A 15,091-nucleotide genomic window follows, 5' to 3' on the forward strand; every position below is an offset into this window, starting at 1 on the left:
TTCACGGGCACCACGACAGTCTAATCCCGCTCGTCGTCGTAGAGTCCGAGAGCCTGCTCCGCCCAGGCGCGCACGGCGGCGCGGGCGCTCTCGGGCGAGACGATCTCGACCGCGCCGGGCGCCGCCTGCACGAGGGCCACGGCGGTGCCGGGGTACCAGAGGTCGACCGTTGCGTCGGCCCAGCCGTCGTCGCCGACCGGGCCGGTCTCGAGCCCGAAATCGGCGAGGCGCGGTGCGGCGTCGACGCGCACGCGGATCCGGCCGCGCTGCGCGGCGGGGCTCGATGCGGCGCCCGCGAAGGGCCGCGGGCGAGGCGTCGCCGAGGCGGTCCGGCTGGCGTCCTCGTCGAGCTCCCGCAGATCGCGCATGCGGTCGATGCGGAACGTGCGCTCCTCGCCGCGCTCCAGGCAGAAAGCCCGCAGGTACCAGGCGCCCGAGGACTGCCGCAGCTGCAGCGGTTCGACGGAGCGCGCACTCTCGCTGCCCCGCGCATCGCGGTAGGCGAAGGCCACCCGATGCCCGTTGCCGATCGCGCCGACGAGCAGCGGGATGCGCGCGTCCTGGGGATCCGCGGTGACCGAGAGCGCGCTCGGCGGAGCGGTGTCGCCGAACGCACCGGCGAGTTTCGCCGCGGTCCGCTCGGCGCGCTCGCGCTCCTCGGCCGGCAGCATGCCGGTCAGCATCTGCAGACCGGCGATGAGCGCCGCGCGCTCCGCCGCCGAGAACCGGGGCGTGTCGTCGACGGCGACGACGTGCGTGAGGCTCACCAGGTCCTCGTCTTCGAGGGCGGTCCAATCGATGTCGAACAGGTCCTCGTGCTGGTAGCTCTGCGTCTCGCCGGGAACGCCGGCGGTGCCGAGGAAGCGGACGAGCTTGCGCAGCAGCGCGGGCTCGACGTCGAAGGTCTCGGCGAGTTCGGCGACGGGCGTCGGCCCGTGCTCGCGCAGATAGGGCACGAGCGCGAGCAGGAGCACCACGCGGTCGGGCGTCTGGAGCTGGCTGCGCATCAGTCGGTCCCCCGTTCTGCGGAGCCGGCCGCGGGCACCGTGTGCCGCCCGGCGATCCCGCGCAGTTCGGCGATCACCGCGCTGCGCAGCTCGGGCGGTTCCACGACCGCGACGTCGGCACCGAACGCCGCGAGCTCTTCGGCGAAGGCGCGGTAGTCGAGGGTGCCGAGCTCGAGGCGCACGGTCTCCTCGCACCCGGGCTCGACCGCGTCCTCGTGCGATGCGGCGCGCGGGCTGAGACGGGCCTCCGCCACGCTGCCGCGGCGCACCTCGAGGGTCGCGCGCTGCACGCGCTCGAGCCGCAGCAGCTCCTCGATCTCGGCGTCGACCCGATCGCGCAGCGCGGGATCGAAGGACTCGCGCTCGGTGCGCACACCGCCGACGATGCGGGAGAGCAGGAACACGCGCTCGTCGTCGCGGTCCAGGTCGTGCGCGATGAGGTGCCACCGCCCATCGGCCCGGTGCAGTCGCAGCGGCGCGACGCGGCGTCCGAGCGGAGCATCGCGGTGCGGCAGCTGGTAGTCGAAGCCCACCACCCGGCCCGCGTCGATGGCGCTCTGCAACGCCGGGGCCGCCGGCTCGGGGATGCCGAGACGCAGGGAGACCCCGAGGTGCTGCACGTCGAGGCCCGCGCCGAGCGATTCCAGCTTCATCGCGGCGCGCCGGGACTCGGCGGTGAGGCTCCCCTCGCGCCAGGCCATCGCGGCGAGGCGCAGCAGGGTCAGCTCGCGCTCCGAGAACCGCAGATCGCGCGGCACCTGGAGCAGCTCCTTCGAGATGCGGTAGCGCGTGAGCTGGGTGTTGCCGGGCTCCTCCGGGGAGTCGATCGTGTCGATCGGGATCCCGATGGCGCGCAGCTGATCCTTGTCGCGCTCGAACTGCCGCTCGAGCGCGTCGGAGCGCTCACCGTGCTGGTAGCGGTCGGCGTAGCCGTAGACGCTCGACAGCAGCTCGCGCTTGGTCGCGCCCTGCGGGCTCGCGACGAGCGCGAGCACGAGGCTGAAGACGCGCTGCTCGCCGGGGACCGACGAGCGGGGCGCGCCCGAACGCTGCGATGCTGCTGCGGCCACGACCTACCCTGCAGCGAGGATGTCGACCACGCTGACCGTGGCCTTGCCGCTCGCCTGGGGCTCCATGATGACGACCTGGGACCCGACGCGCAGCCCAGTGAGCTCCTTGCGGAAGGTCACGCCCGACTGGCTCATCTGCGCCTCGTTGCCGAGGCCGACGGGGCCGGTGGTCCAGGTGTTGTTCTGCTCCTGGCCGTCCCAGTCGACGGTGAGCACCTGGGCGATCACGTTGTTGTCGGCGGTCACGCGCAGGCCGTCGCCTTCGATGCGGGTGGCGACCTTGGTCGACTTCGGTGCGGCCTGCGGGGGCAGCACGATGCCGGGACGGCCCGAGTCGAGGTTGGTCACCGCGGGGAATCCCGAGGGCAGCGTGCCGGGCGACGCGACGTTGCCGGTGTTGCGCACCGCGAGCACGTCGACGATGAACACGACCGAACCGCCGGACTTGGCGCCCGACTGCTCGAGCAGCTGCGCGCTCTCCTTCGGCTCCATCGCGACCACGACGCGGTCGCCCGGGGCGGTGCAGCGGAGGCCGTCGGTGAGCGCCGGAATGCCGCTCCCCTTCTTCAGCAGCACGAACTCGCTCGGGTTCTCGGTGCCCATGCGCTGGCTCTGGTGCACCGTCTGGCCGGTCTCGGCGTCGATCGCCTGCATGTTGATCGAGAGCAGCGCGCCGTCGCGGGCGACGGTGGTCGAGTCGCCCGTGTGCGACGCGATGGTGCGCTGCGAGTCGTCGATCGAGACGCCCTTCGGCACGGTCACCTTCGGGACCGAACCGGCCTTGCCCTCGACCTTGACGCTGTTGCTCAGCGACCCCTCGTGGAGCGCCGGGCCGCAGTCGGTGCGGTCGAGCTGCAGCGCGGAGCTGCACCCGGTGGTCGCACCGACGAGCAGCAGCGCCAGCGCAGCGGTGGCGGGAAGGATGTGACGGCGCATGGAGACCTCTCGAAGCGTTTCTGTCGAACCCCGTCATCCTATCCGGTGCGGGGCTTCGGATACTGTCAGCCGATCACTCGGCGGTGGGCGCGCCGTCCTCGGCCGCAGCACCGGCAGCGGGGTCCTCGGACCCGCTCGCCCGCTGCGCGGCGAGCTTCTGCGCCTCGCGCGCCTTCTTGCGGAGCACCTTGTCGCTCTTGCTCCACTGACCGATCGATTCGGGGGTCCACTCGCTCTCGCCGCCCTCGACGAGATCGGGCATCCACGCCGCCATGTCCTCGTCGGTGAACTCGCCCTTCGACGCGCGACGCTTGAGCTGGGGCAGCTGCGTGCCCGGCGCGAGCCGGCGCGCGGTGATGAGGAAGCCCGTGTGCGCGACCATGCGGTGGTCGGGGCGCACGGCGAGCCCCTCGACGTGCCAGCCGCGCACCATCGTCTCGGAGGCCTGCGGGTGCGTGTAGAGGCCGCTGCGGCGCAGCTCCTCGGCCACGCGCGACAGCTGGGTCACGGTCGCGACGTAGCAGATGATCACGCCGCCGGGCTTCAGCGCCTCAGCGGCGACGCCGACGCACTCCCAGGGGGCGAGCATGTCGAGCACGACCCGGTCGATGCTCCCGGCCTCGCAGGTCGCGGGCAGCACCTCCTGCAGATCGCCCACGGTCACCGACCAGTTGTCGGGAACGGATCCGCTGAACGCCTCGATGTTCGAGCTCGCGATCTCGGCGAACTCGTCGCGCCGCTCGAACGAGAACAGGCGGCCCTCGCTGCCGATGCCGCGCAGCAGGTGCAGCGACAGCGCGCCGGAGCCGACGCCGGCCTCGACGACGCGTGCGCCGGGGAAGATGTCGGCGAGCGACAGGATCTGCGCCGCGTCCTTCGGGTAGACGATCGCGGCCCCGCGCGGCATCGACATGACGAAGTCGGAGAGCAGCGGGCGCAGTGCCAGGTACTCCTCGTCGTTGCTGTTGCGCAGCACCGAGCCGTCGGGCAGCCCGACCAGCTCGGAGTGGCGGATCATGCCGCGGTGGCTGTGGAACTCGCCGCCGTCGATGAGCGTGATCGTGTTCAGGCGCCCCTTCGGTCCGGTCAGCTGCACGCGATCACCGTAGCGGAACGGGCCGCTCAGCGCCGGGCTGGCGTTCTCGGTCTCGGAGCGTTCGTCGTCGCGGCTCATGCGCGGCTTCCCTTCGGGTCGGACACGAGCGCTTCGCGGGCCGCGGGCTCGGTGATGGTTCGGGGACCGGGAGCGGTCCCGCGGAGTTCGGTGAATGCGCGCGCCACGGCCGCGACGTCCGCGCCCTCGAGCGAGGCCCACAGCGCGTGCGCGGGCGCGTCGCCCAGCTCGACGAGGTGCGGCAGGCCGATCGCGACGGCGCCGGATGCCGCGGCGGAGCGGAGCCCCGTCGGCGAGTCCTCGAACGCCAGGCACGCCTCGATGGGCACGCCGAGCGCCGCGGCGCCGCGCAGATAGGGGTCGGGGTGCGGCTTCTCGTGCGCGACCTCGTCGCCCGCGACGACGGCGCCGAAGGTGCCCGGGGGCAGCAGCTCGGCGACCTGGTCGGCGAGCGAGCGGATCGACATCGTCACGAGGGCGCACGGTACACCGGCCTCGCGGAGCTCGGCGAGCAGCTCGACCGCGCCGGGGCGCCAGGCCGGCTCCCCCGCGGCGAGCTGCGTCTGCACCTCGCCGGCCAGTTCCGCCACGATCTCGTCGGCGCTGAGGTCGACGCCGCGCGCGCGGAACAGCTCGGCGGCGTCCCAGAGGCCGGAGCCGATGAGCTGCTCGCGCAGTTCGGAATCGAGCTCGACCCCGTATCGGGAGAGCATCGCGTCCTCCGCGACGATCCAGAGCGGTTCGGAATCGATGATGGTGCCGTCCATGTCCCACAGCACGGCAGCTGGTTGCGCGGTATTCATCGCCGCCCAGTCTATCGAGCGACCGGGGACTATCCTGGTTGGCATCCCGATCCCGGGCCAGCCGCCTCCCCCGGCACCGACGCGAAGGAGCCCAGCCCCGTGACCCGACAGCCGCATCCCGACCCCGCTCGGGTGCTCATCGCCGCCTTCGAGGGCTGGAGCGACGCCGGCTCGGCCACCACCACGGCGCTGCAGCACATCGGAGAACTGATCGGCGCGGAGGTGCTGCACACGATCGGCGCCGACGGCTTCGTCGACTTCCAGGTGCATCGCCCTCGGGTGCGGTTCGACGATCAGGGGCACCGCGTGCTCGAGTGGCCCGAGACCCGGCTCTACGGCACGGTGCAGCGCCCGGGCGAACCGAAGGACCCCGCGACCGAGACCGTGCACCGGATCGACGGCACCCCCGTCACCGACCTGTTCCTGCTCGCGGGCGTCGAGCCCGCGCGCGACTGGACCTCGTTCGCCGACGAGGTCGTCGACGTGATCGAGGCCTGGGGCATCGACACCGTGATCCTGCTCGGCGCGATGTTCTCGGACGCCCCGCACTCCCGCCCCATCGCGGTCTCGCTCTCGAGCGACGACCCCGATCAGCGCGCCCGCACCGGTGCGCAGCGCAGCGACTACGAGGGACCGGTCGGCATCGCGTCGATCCTCGCGTTCGCGCTCGCTGACGCGGGCATCAGCTCGGTGTCGCTCTGGGCGCAGGTGCCGCACTACGTCCACAGCGTGCCCTCGCCCAAGGCGACGCTGGCGATCCTCGACAAACTCGAGGAGCTGCTCGACGTCGTGATCCCCCGGGGCGAGCTGCTCACCGAGTCGAACGACTGGGAGGCGAGCATCAACCGCATCGCCGCCGACGACGAGGACATGGCGAGCTACATCCGCCGTCTGGAGGAGGCCCGGGACGCGAGCGCGTCGCCCGAGGCCACGGGCGACGCGCTCGCGTACGAGTTCGAGAAGTTCCTGCGCGACGACGAGCCGGACGACGAGGGCGGGACGCCCCCTACAGCTTGACGCCGAGCAGCGCCTCCGCCGCATCGGCGAGCAGCTGCGGCTCGTCGACCCCGCCGTCGAACGCGGCGTCGAGCGTCGCCAGCATGACCGGGGTGTCGAGGTCGTTGGCCAGCGCGGCGCGCAGGCGCTGCAGCACGGTCGCCGCGGGCTCCTCGCCGGTGCGTTCGAGACCCGCCCGCCATGCGGCGAGACGGCGCGCGGCGACCTCGAGGTCGGCGTCGTGCCACTCCCACTCGGAGCGGTAGTGGTGCGCGAGGATCCCGAGGCGGATCGCCGAGGGATCGGCGCCACCGTCGAGCAGCTTCGAGACGAACACGAGGTTGCCCCTCGACTTCGACATCTTGTGGCCCTTGTACGAGACCAGACCGACGTGGCAGTAGGCGTGCGCGAGCGGGGTGCCCGAGAGCGCCGTGGCGTGCGCGGCGGTGAACTCGTGGTGCGGGAACACCAGGTCCTCGCCGCCGCCCTGCACCGTGAACGCGTTGCCGAGAGCGCGGGCCGCGATCACGGCGCACTCGATGTGCCAGCCCGGGCGCCCCAGCCCCAGCACCGTACCCCAGCTCGGCTCGCCCTCGCGGGCCGCGCGCCAGAGCAGCGGGTCGAGCGGGTCGCGCTTGCCGGCGCGGTCGGGGTCCCCGCCCCGCTCGGCGCTGAGGAGCGACATGAGCTCGCGATCGTAGGGGGCGACGTCGCCGAGCCGCCACTGGGTCTGCTCGGAGGCCGCAGCCGTATCGAAGTAGAGATCCTCGCCGGTGGCGTCCGGGCTCGGCACCGTGTAGGCGAGACCGCGCTCGCGCAATCGCTGCACGGCATCGGCGATCTCGTCGATGCACTCCGTGACGGCGACGAAGTGCTCGGGCGGCAGCATGCCGAGGCGGTGCATGTCGGAGCGGAAGAGCGCGACCTGCGACTCAGCGAGTTCGCGCCAGTCGACGCCCGTCGCGTTCGCGCGCTCGAGCAGCGGGTCGTCCACGTCGGTGATGTTCTGCGCGTAGACGGCCTCGATGCCGGCGTCGATCCAGGACCGCTGCAGCAGGTCGAACGCGAGGTAGGTGGCCGCATGGCCGAGGTGCGTGGCGTCGTACGGGGTGATGCCGCACACGTAGAGGGTCGCGCGTCCGCCCTCGATGGGCGGGTGCTCGAGGCGGCCGGTGGCCGTGTTGAAGACGCGCGGCGCGGTGCCTTCGCCGGGCAGCTCGGGCAGCTCGGGTCTGGTCCAGGTCCTCACAGCGCGGCTCCGACCGCCGCGGTCTGCGCGATCTGGCCCGCCGCGTTCGCGGAACCCGCGTCGGCCGCGAGCACGCCGGTGGCGAGCAGCACCATGAGGACGACGCCGAGCAGCACGCGGTAGATCACGAAGGGCAGGAAGCTGCCCTTCGAGATGTAGCGCATGAACAGGCCGATCACGAAGATCGCGACCACGAACGCGATGACCGTCGCGATGAGCGTCATGCCCATCGGGGTCTCGCCTGCCGGCTCCTTCAGCGCCTTGAACAGCTTGTAGAAGCCCGAGCCGAAGACGGCGGGGATCGCGAGCAGGAACGAGTAGCGGGCCGCGGCCTCGCGCTTGTAGCCCATGAGGAGGCCCGCGGTGATGGTGCCGCCCGAGCGGGAGACGCCGGGGATCAGCGCGAGCGCCTGGGCGAGACCGAAGATGAGGCCGTGCTTCCAGCCGAGCTGATCGAGCGTGTGCACGCGCTTGCCCACGCGATCGGCGATGCCGAGCAGGATGCCGAAGACGATGAGCATCGTCGCGACCACCCAGAGCGATCGGAAGGTCGTGTCGATCTGGTCCTGGAAGAGCAGGCCGAGCACGACGATCGGGATCGAGCCGAGGATGATCCACCAGCCCATGAGGGCGTCGGGGTCGTTGCGGGGCACGGTGCGGCCCGCGAGCGAACGGAACCAGCGCCCGATGATCCGGACGATGTCCTTCCAGAAGAAGACGATGACCGCCGCCTCGGTCCCGAGCTGGGTGATGGCGGTGAACGCCGCACCGGCGTCGCCGATGCCCATGAGCTCGCTCGCGATGCGCAGGTGCGCGCTCGAGGAGATCGGGAGGAACTCGGTGAGCCCCTGGATGATCCCGAGCAGGATCGCCTGAATGAAGTCCATGACCGCCCTTTCTGGCGCAGGAAGGTCCGCGCCCCAGCACGGACCAGCGTCCACCCTAGTACGACGGGTGGGTCGGTTCTCTCAAGATTCCCAGCGCGCCACGGTGCGCCGAGCGCGGCTCAGTAGTCGCGCAGCAGGTCGACGAGCACCCGGTGCCCGAAGTCGAGCGCGTCGAGCGGCACGCGCTCGTCGACGCCGTGGAACATGCCCGGGAAGTCGAGATCGGCGGGCAGGCGGAGCGGCGCGAATCCGTAGCCCGTGATGCCGAGCTTCGAGAGCGCCTTGTTGTCGGTTCCGCCCGAGAGCAGGTACGGCAGCACGCGCGCCTCGGGATCGTGCTTCCGCAGGCTCGCGGTCATCGCGTCGACCAGTTCGCCGCCGAACGGCACCTCGAGGCCGATGTCGGAGTGCAGCGCCTCGATCTCGATGTCGTCGCCGACGATCCGCTGCACCTCGTCGAGGATCCCCGCCTGGCTGGTGGGGAGGGTGCGGACGTCGACGAGCGCCTCGGCGGTGTCGGGGATCACGTTGTGCTTGTAGCCGGCCTGCAGCACGGTGGGGTTCGTGGTGGTGCGCAGGCTCGCGTGGATGAAGCCGCCGCCCGCGCCGGTCCGCAGCACGAGCTGCTCGGGATCGACCTCGTGCGGATCCTCGCCGAAGATCTCGGCGATCGCGTCGACGAGCTCGCGGGTCGTATCGCAGAGCGCGACGGGCCACTCGTGGCGCCCGAGCGCGGCCACGGCCTCGGCGAGCCGGGTCACCGCGTTGTCGCGCCAGACGCGCGATCCGTGGGCCGCCGTGCCCCGGGCCCGCAGGCGGATCCAGTCGAGCGACTTCTCGCCGGTCTGGATCAGGTAGGCGCGGGTGCCGGCGATGTCGACCGAGTAGCCGCCGACCTCGCTGATCGCCGTGCCCGCACCCGCGAACAGCTCGGGGTGGTGATCGACGAGGTGGTGGGAGCCGTAGATCCCGCCGTTCTCCTCGTCGGCGAAGAACGCGACGACGACGTCGCGCCGCGGCCGCTCCCCCGCGCGCAGCAGCTCGGCGATCGCGGTGAGGATCATGGCGTCCATGTCCTTCATGTCGACGGCCCCGCGCCCCCACAGCATGCCGTCACGGATCTCGCCCGCGAACGGGTCGACGCTCCAGTTGGCGGGATCGGCCGGTACGACGTCGAGGTGGCCGTGCAGCACGAGCGCGGGCAGCTCCGGTTCGCGGCCGGCGACGCGGGCGACCACGCTCGCCCGGCCGGGCTCCGACTCGATGGTCGTCGGCTCGAGCCCCAGCTCGGCGAGATAGGCGGCGACGTAGGCCGCCGCGTCCGCCTCCGGGTTGGCGTCGCCGTTCCCCCGGTTCGACGTGTCGAACCGGATCAGATCCCGCGCGATGCGGGCTGTCTCGGAGAGGTGCGGTTCGGTGGTCTCGGTGCGCTCCTGACTCATGGGTCCAGGCTATCCGGACCCGGCTCCGGGGTGGGCGGTTCTCAGCGGAACCCCGCAATCCGGGGTCACAGTCGCGGCGATCCGCTCACTCGAAGGTCAGCACGCGGTCGCCCCAGCCGAGGCGGAGCGCACGGTCGAGGTCCGGCGCGCTCCGGTCGATGCCGTCGATCACGAGGGTGTCGCGGGCGTCCGCGGTGTACGGCAGCCACTGCGCGGCACCGTCCGCTTCGGGATCGCGGCCGTGGGCGAACCCGGTCCACCGCTGCTGCATCCGGGCCGAGATCCGACGCGCGATCCGCCGCCCACCGAGCCGGAACGTGGGGTCCTTCGGGCCCCCGTCGAGATTGCCCCAGAGGTACGGCAGTTCGGTCGCGTGCGTCGCGCCGAGCCCGATGAGGTGCAGGAACGGGCTGCTGTGATCGAAGCGGTAGAACCACACCGGCGCGACCCGGGCGTGCCCCTCGGCGGCCCAGAGGCTCGGCATGCGGAACCCGATGTCCCGTGCGATGCCGAGTCCGAGCGCTCGGTGTCGGGCCCCCTCGTAGGCTCCCAGTACCTGGGACTCGGTGGGGAGGTCGGCACCCGGGAGCTCGGCGCGCATGTCGTCGAACATCCGCTCCAGGCGGTCCCCCGTGATCGGGATCAGCGGCGATTTCATGAATTTGAACAGCGACGCCTCGTCGCGGTTCGTGCCGATGATGAGCGGGACCGGGATCCCGCGCCCCTCGCTGAGCACCGTCACCGGGGCCTCGGGCACGAGCGCGCCGTCGACCACCGGGGCGAAGGCGAGCGTGCCCGGGGCGTCGTCGGGCACGCTCGCGTACACGGCGGTTCCGGCCCGCACGATCTCGTCGACCGGGAGCTCGCGGAGCCGGGCCGCGATGGCGGTGCCGGTCTCAGCGGGCCCGCCGGATCCGCCGGATCCGCCGGCCTCGACGAGGAACCGCTCGGCGACGCTCAGCGCCCGCTCCGGCCCGTAGACGCTGGAGACGGGCGAGGACTGCGCGATCGCGCGGTGGAACAGCCCCTCGGCCGACGGCGTCGCGAGCAGCGTCGTCACGAGCCCGCCGCCCGCCGACTCGCCGAAGACCGTGACCCGGCCCGGATCCCCGCCGAACGCGGCGATGTTGCGCTGTACCCACCGCAGCGCGAGCAGCACGTCCTTGAGCGCGAGGTTGCCGTCGAACTCGCCGGGCGCGACGCCCGAGAGATCGAGGAAGCCGAGCGCACCGAGCCGGTAGTTGATCGTGACGAGCACGACATCGCCCGCCCGGACGAGCGCCGCGCCGTCGAACAGCGGCTGCGACGCGGAACCGAAGGTGTACGCGCCGCCGTGGATCCAGACCATCACCGGGCGGGCGTCCGCGGAATCGCTCGCGGACGCGGACTCGGGAGCCCACACGTTCAGGAACAGGCAGTCCTCGTCCGTGGCCGTGTCCGGGCCGAGCGGCACCGCGGGGTTCGACTGCTGCGGAGCGGCGGGCCCGTACGACCGGGTGGGGACCGCGGCGGCGCCCCCATCGGGAGCCGCGACCGGATCCCGCCAGCGCAGTGCTCCGGTCGGTGCGAGCGCATAGCGGATCCCCCGCCAGCGGCGGACCCCGTCGAGGTCCTCTCCGTCGAAACGGCCGGCCGGCGCCTCGGCGATGCGGTGTTCGGAAGTCATCTTCGGTCCTCTCTCGGGTGCGGTCTCGGGCTCGTGGTCCGGGTCGGGGTGGTCAGTGCAGGAGCATGCGGATCAGGTGGCCGGCTTCGGAAGCGGCCAGGATCGCGAAGAGCACGGTCATGATCACCGCGTTGTGGGCGATCATCTCCGATTTGAGCCGTGCGAGTGCCCGCGCGATCCGCTCCGATCCGGTTGCGGCGAGCGCCGTCAGCGCGAGCACTCCGCTCGTCGCCCCGAGCGCGAAGAGCGCCGCGAGTCCGATCACGCCGAGCAGCGGCAGGTCGTGGGCGCCGATGAGCGCGCCCGCCTTGAGCTCGATGGGCAGGTTCTTCGCGTTGGTGAGCCCCATGACGAGGCCGAGGCCGGCGGCTCGGAGCGGTGTGATGGTGTCGACTGCGGCGAGCCAGCCGGGGGTCTTGGCGGGCCTGCCGTCGCGGGGCCGGGTCAGCCAGCTGATCACGGCGAGCACGGCGAAGCCGAGCACGAGGACCGAGGTGATGACCATGACGACGAGGTCGTCGCCGTCGGAACGGTGGGCTCCGGCACGCGAGGAGGTGAGGGCGGCGGCGAGCGTGAGGGCGAACGCGGTGAGCGCGGCGGATGCGGCGAAGGCGGGGCCGGTCGTGCGGCCCCGGGCGGAGAGCAGGATCGCGACCGTCGCCACGATCGGGAACGGCGAGATCACCGCGCCGACGGCGAGCGGGATGAGCTGGGTGAGATCGTTCACGCTGGTCCTCCTGAGACGTTCCGCGCGGGGCGATCGCGACTCTATTCCGGGGAGTTCGGCGCTTCGGCCCGATGTTCGGGTGGTACGACAGCGGGCGCGCGGAGCCGGGCTCGGAGCACCGTGTCGGCGCCGCGCTGCAGCAGTTCGGCTCCCAGTGCGGCTGCGGGGGCGTTCCGGCGGAGCGCGGCGGCGGGCGGGAGCGCGCCGGGTGCGATGACCTCCACCTGCAGCACCGGTCCGGCACCGGTCGGGATGCGGGTCGCGCGCACGGAGGCGGTGCGGCCGTCGGCGTGCTTGACGGCGTTCACGAGGCCCTCGGTCACGATCTCGAGCGCCCGCTCGACGAGCGCGTCCGAGCGCTCCAGCTCCTGCCGGGCGCCGATGTCGATGCGCACGTCCAGTGCGAGCACGAGACTCCAGGAACGCAGCGTCGCATCGAGCCGTTCGCAGCCGGGGATCGGGTCCGGGTCGGATTCGAAGGCCCGGGCCACCCGGTCGAGCGCTGCGCCGCATTCGACGCGCAACGCGTTCGCGTCCCGGTCGGCAGCCTCGGCGTTCGGGTTCTCCTGCGTCCTCGCGGCCGCGAAGTGCACGCACGCGCCCTGCAGATCCCGGTGCAGGATCCCGGCCGCGGCGCGCAGCGCGCGAGCGGTGCCCGCGTCATCCTCGGCCAGTCGGCGGCGACGCGCGAGCAGCGCGGCCTCGAGCCGGCGTTCCTCGCTGCGCAGGCCGTGCACCAGTGCGGAGATCCGTTCGGCGGCCAGGGCGATCGCGGGGAGCGCGACGACCGGCACCCACGCGTAGTGCGCGGGCAGCGCGGGATCCACGAGCTGCGCCGCGGCGAGCGCGAGACCGGCGACGCCCCAGAGCGCCGCGAACAGCGCCGTGCCGCTCCTGAGCCTCCGAGCGAGCAGGTCGATGGCGACGCCGCCGAGAAGGATCGCGAGCGCGCCCGCCGCGAACGGGAGCGGCGGAACCGTGTGCACCGCGTACGGGAGCACGGCGAACGCGTACGCGATCGAGACCGTGCCGACGGGCGGCAGGCGGAGCCGCGGGGTCGCCGGAGCAGCCGCGGGTGCGGGTGCGGGTGCGGTCGCTCCGAGTGCGTCCGCCGCGACACCGGGGAGACCGCCGACATCTGCGAGATCCGCGAGCCGGTGGGACCAGTCGCGCACGGGCCCGGCCCCGAACGCGCGCACGGCCTCGGGAGTCGCCTCGAGCCCGGCCAGGCGGGCCCGGAGTTCCGCCGCGCACGCCGCGGCCGCGGAGCGGGCCCGGGCCTCACGGGCGCGGAGCCGATCCGCATCGGCGCTCCCCAGCGCGATCGCGGCCGCGAGCCGCCGGTTCGCAACGCGCAGCGCCCGGAAAGATGCCACGAGCACGGCGATGGCGAGCAGCAGCACCGGCCAGACGACGAGATTCGTCGCGATGCGGAACGGGAGCCACCGCTCGGGCGCGGGATCGGCGCCGAACGCCTCGGCGCAGAGGTCGGTGAGCACCGGACGCGCCGCGGCGAGCGCGAGCACCGGGACCCCGACCAGGACCGCGCGTCCCCAGGGGGAGAGGACCGCACGAGCGACGCGCGCCGGCACGCAGAGGATCGCGGCGATGATCATCCAGGACGCCGACGCGGCGAGCAGCAGTTCGGGGAGCTGCTGCGGGGCGTCCGGCCCGAGGTACGGGCCCATCACGGTGAGGGCGACGGGCAGGGTGCCGAGCGCCGACCATCGGCTGAGCAGCGGACCCCGTTCGAGAGCGGTGCGCGACGCCCGGACGAAGCGGGTCACCGCTGCGGGCCGAACTCGGCGAGGTAGCGGGCGGCCGCGGCCACTCGCGGGTTCGTGGCCGGATCCCCGGAGACGCCGAGCCGGTCGAAGATGCGACTGATGGAACGTTCGACGGCGCGCACGGTCGCACCGGAGTGCTGTGCGATCTGCTCGTTGGACCAGCCCTGGGCGACCATGCCGAGCACGGCGAGCTGGTGCCGGGTGAGGGCGGTCACTCCCCCGTCGGTTCTCCCGCCCGCGGCCATCGGCGCCGAGGGATCTTCCGAACCGGACACGGCGGCAGCGTCGGTCGGGTCCGCGGGGCCGCTGGGCCGCAGCGCACGCTCCAGAGCAGCGAGGATCTGCTCCGGCGAATCGAGCTCGGCCTTGCCGACGAACACGGCACCGGGCAATCCGAACGCTTCGGTGCCTGCGGCTCGGCGCGGATAGTTGGTCAGGAACACGACCCCGAGGTGCGGGGCGATGCGGCGCAGCGCCGTCGCGAGTTCGATGCCGTCCGGGCGGGAACCGAGGTCGATGTCGGCGACGAGCGCGTCGGGATCGAACTCGGCGAAGGCGGCGAGCGCGTCGACCGCGGTCGCGCGGCTCTCGACGGCGAAGCCGCTGCGCGCGAACAGGTCGTGCACGAGCGCGCGCAACGCCCCCTGATCCTCGACGACCAGCACCCGTCGCACCCACTCCGCGGCCACGGGGTCAACGGTATCGTGGCCGCGGAACGGATATCCGAACCGCCCTCGGAGACATCGAGAGCGGGATCACCGATATTCGCGCGCCGTGTGCGCTGGCGAACGGGTCCCCGATGCGGTGGCGCGCAGGCGGACATCCGGATCAGCGATTCGACGGCCGGACCCCGATTCGACAGTCGGACGCCGAACCGACGAATGGACACGAGCCCGACGATCGGACGCCGGGCCGACGATTGGACGCCAACCCGGCGACCGGACGTCTGCGCGACAAGTGGACGCCAGCCCGACGTTTGGACGCCGAATCTACGACCGACACGCCGTCCACATGTCGCGAAGGCGTCCAACGGTGCTGCCCGAGCCGCTCGAGCCATACCCGCCGCCCGCACCGCACCTGCCGGCCGCGTCACTTCCGCCGGACACGCAGGCACGCGCCGACCGGACGCCCGCAGCGCCTCTCCTGGCCGCGCGAACGCACGAAAGCCCGGGCATGCAAAAGGCCCCGGCCGAGAAGATTCTCGGCCGGGGCCTTTTCGTTCGCGTGCGCGGAGGGGGACTTGAACCCCCACGCCCTAATACGGGCACTAGCACCTCAAGCTAGCGCGTCTGCCATTCCGCCACCCGCGCGAACACTGCTTCCAGATCGAACCTCGCGGTTTGTTCCGGCAACAGAGATAAACTCTAGCACGGTTCCCGAGACCCGACGAACCGGGCTCGTCGCCCG

At 72.5% G+C, this 15,091-nt stretch carries 13 protein-coding genes and 1 tRNA gene; 1 reads left to right on the forward strand and 13 read right to left on the reverse strand.

Annotated features, from left to right (window positions below; all coding sequences use genetic code 11):
- Window positions 1-20 precede the first annotated feature (20 nt).
- The 5 genes from XM48_RS13520 to XM48_RS13540 all read right to left on the reverse strand — a co-directional run bounded on the left by XM48_RS13520 (window position 21) and on the right by XM48_RS13540 (window position 4,930).
- Window positions 21-1,007, reverse strand: a complete 987-nt coding sequence (locus XM48_RS13520) for a YafY family protein (protein WP_046456362.1) — start codon at window positions 1,005-1,007, stop codon at window positions 21-23.
- The gene (locus XM48_RS13525) at window positions 1,007-2,077 is read right to left on the reverse strand and encodes a YafY family protein (protein ID WP_046456363.1); all 1,071 of its coding nucleotides are present in this window, start codon (window positions 2,075-2,077) and stop codon (window positions 1,007-1,009) included. Before XM48_RS13525 ends, XM48_RS13520 begins: the two co-directional genes overlap by 1 nt.
- 3 nt (window positions 2,078-2,080) lie before the next feature.
- A complete protein-coding gene (locus XM48_RS13530) occupies window positions 2,081-3,013 on the reverse strand; it encodes a hypothetical protein (protein WP_046456364.1) in 933 nt (310 codons plus the stop codon).
- A gap of 73 nt (window positions 3,014-3,086) precedes the next feature.
- Window positions 3,087-4,187 carry a tRNA (adenine-N1)-methyltransferase gene (locus XM48_RS13535; protein ID WP_046456365.1) on the reverse strand — a complete coding sequence of 367 codons (1,101 nt, stop codon included), beginning with the start codon at window positions 4,185-4,187 and terminating at the stop codon, window positions 3,087-3,089.
- Window positions 4,184-4,930 carry an HAD family phosphatase gene (locus XM48_RS13540; protein ID WP_046456366.1) on the reverse strand — a complete coding sequence of 249 codons (747 nt, stop codon included), beginning with the start codon at window positions 4,928-4,930 and terminating at the stop codon, window positions 4,184-4,186. Before XM48_RS13540 ends, XM48_RS13535 begins: the two co-directional genes overlap by 4 nt.
- 99 nt (window positions 4,931-5,029) lie before the next feature.
- On the opposite strand from XM48_RS13540, the gene XM48_RS13545 reads away from it, so the two are divergent.
- On the forward strand, window positions 5,030-5,947 hold the full coding sequence (locus XM48_RS13545; RefSeq protein WP_046456367.1) for a PAC2 family protein: 918 nt from the start codon (window positions 5,030-5,032) through the stop codon (window positions 5,945-5,947).
- Here the strand turns inward: XM48_RS13545 and mshC are convergent.
- The 8 genes from mshC to XM48_RS13585 all read right to left on the reverse strand — a co-directional run bounded on the left by mshC (window position 5,937) and on the right by XM48_RS13585 (window position 14,994).
- Window positions 5,937-7,175, reverse strand: a complete 1,239-nt coding sequence (mshC, locus tag XM48_RS13550; protein ID WP_046456368.1) for a cysteine--1-D-myo-inosityl 2-amino-2-deoxy-alpha-D-glucopyranoside ligase — start codon at window positions 7,173-7,175, stop codon at window positions 5,937-5,939. The genes XM48_RS13545 and mshC overlap by 11 nt on opposite strands.
- Window positions 7,172-8,062: an undecaprenyl-diphosphate phosphatase gene (locus XM48_RS13555; RefSeq protein WP_046456369.1), complete on the reverse strand. Its 891-nt coding sequence runs from the start codon at window positions 8,060-8,062 to the stop codon at window positions 7,172-7,174. Before XM48_RS13555 ends, mshC begins: the two co-directional genes overlap by 4 nt.
- 119 nt (window positions 8,063-8,181) lie before the next feature.
- Complete coding sequence (locus tag XM48_RS13560) at window positions 8,182-9,504, reverse strand: M20/M25/M40 family metallo-hydrolase (protein ID WP_046456370.1); 1,323 nt, start codon at window positions 9,502-9,504, stop codon at window positions 8,182-8,184.
- A gap of 85 nt (window positions 9,505-9,589) precedes the next feature.
- Window positions 9,590-11,170, reverse strand: a complete 1,581-nt coding sequence (locus tag XM48_RS13565) for a carboxylesterase/lipase family protein (RefSeq protein ID WP_052961518.1) — start codon at window positions 11,168-11,170, stop codon at window positions 9,590-9,592.
- Between the two features lie 52 nt (window positions 11,171-11,222).
- Window positions 11,223-11,897 carry a GAP family protein gene (locus tag XM48_RS13570; protein ID WP_046456371.1) on the reverse strand — a complete coding sequence of 225 codons (675 nt, stop codon included), beginning with the start codon at window positions 11,895-11,897 and terminating at the stop codon, window positions 11,223-11,225.
- 41 nt (window positions 11,898-11,938) lie between these two features.
- A complete protein-coding gene (locus XM48_RS13575) occupies window positions 11,939-13,684 on the reverse strand; it encodes a hypothetical protein (protein ID WP_046456372.1) in 1,746 nt (581 codons plus the stop codon).
- Complete coding sequence (locus XM48_RS13580) at window positions 13,681-14,373, reverse strand: response regulator transcription factor (protein WP_046456373.1); 693 nt, start codon at window positions 14,371-14,373, stop codon at window positions 13,681-13,683. Before XM48_RS13580 ends, XM48_RS13575 begins: the two co-directional genes overlap by 4 nt.
- A 536-nt stretch (window positions 14,374-14,909) precedes the next feature.
- Window positions 14,910-14,994: transfer RNA gene (locus tag XM48_RS13585), tRNA-Leu, on the reverse strand.
- Between the last annotated feature and the right edge of the window lie 97 nt (window positions 14,995-15,091).

The organism is Leucobacter sp. Ag1 (assembly GCF_000980875.1).
GTDB classification, from domain to species: domain Bacteria; phylum Actinomycetota; class Actinomycetes; order Actinomycetales; family Microbacteriaceae; genus Leucobacter; species Leucobacter iarius.

Excerpts from the sequence above, each read along its gene's own strand:
- XM48_RS13520 (WP_046456362.1), bottom strand. The coding sequence starts at position 1,007 with ATGCGCAGCCAGCTCCAGACGCCCGACCGCGTGGTGCTCCTGCTCGCG.
- XM48_RS13535 (WP_046456365.1), bottom strand. The coding sequence starts at position 4,187 with ATGAGCCGCGACGACGAACGCTCCGAGACCGAGAACGCCAGCCCGGCG.
- XM48_RS13540 (WP_046456366.1), bottom strand. The coding sequence starts at position 4,930 with ATGAATACCGCGCAACCAGCTGCCGTGCTGTGGGACATGGACGGCACC.
- XM48_RS13555 (WP_046456369.1), bottom strand. The coding sequence starts at position 8,062 with ATGGACTTCATTCAGGCGATCCTGCTCGGGATCATCCAGGGGCTCACC.
- XM48_RS13565 (WP_052961518.1), bottom strand. The coding sequence starts at position 11,170 with ATGACTTCCGAACACCGCATCGCCGAGGCGCCGGCCGGCCGTTTCGAC.
- XM48_RS13530 (WP_046456364.1), bottom strand. The coding sequence starts at position 3,013 with ATGCGCCGTCACATCCTTCCCGCCACCGCTGCGCTGGCGCTGCTGCTC.
- XM48_RS13560 (WP_046456370.1), bottom strand. The coding sequence starts at position 9,504 with ATGAGTCAGGAGCGCACCGAGACCACCGAACCGCACCTCTCCGAGACA.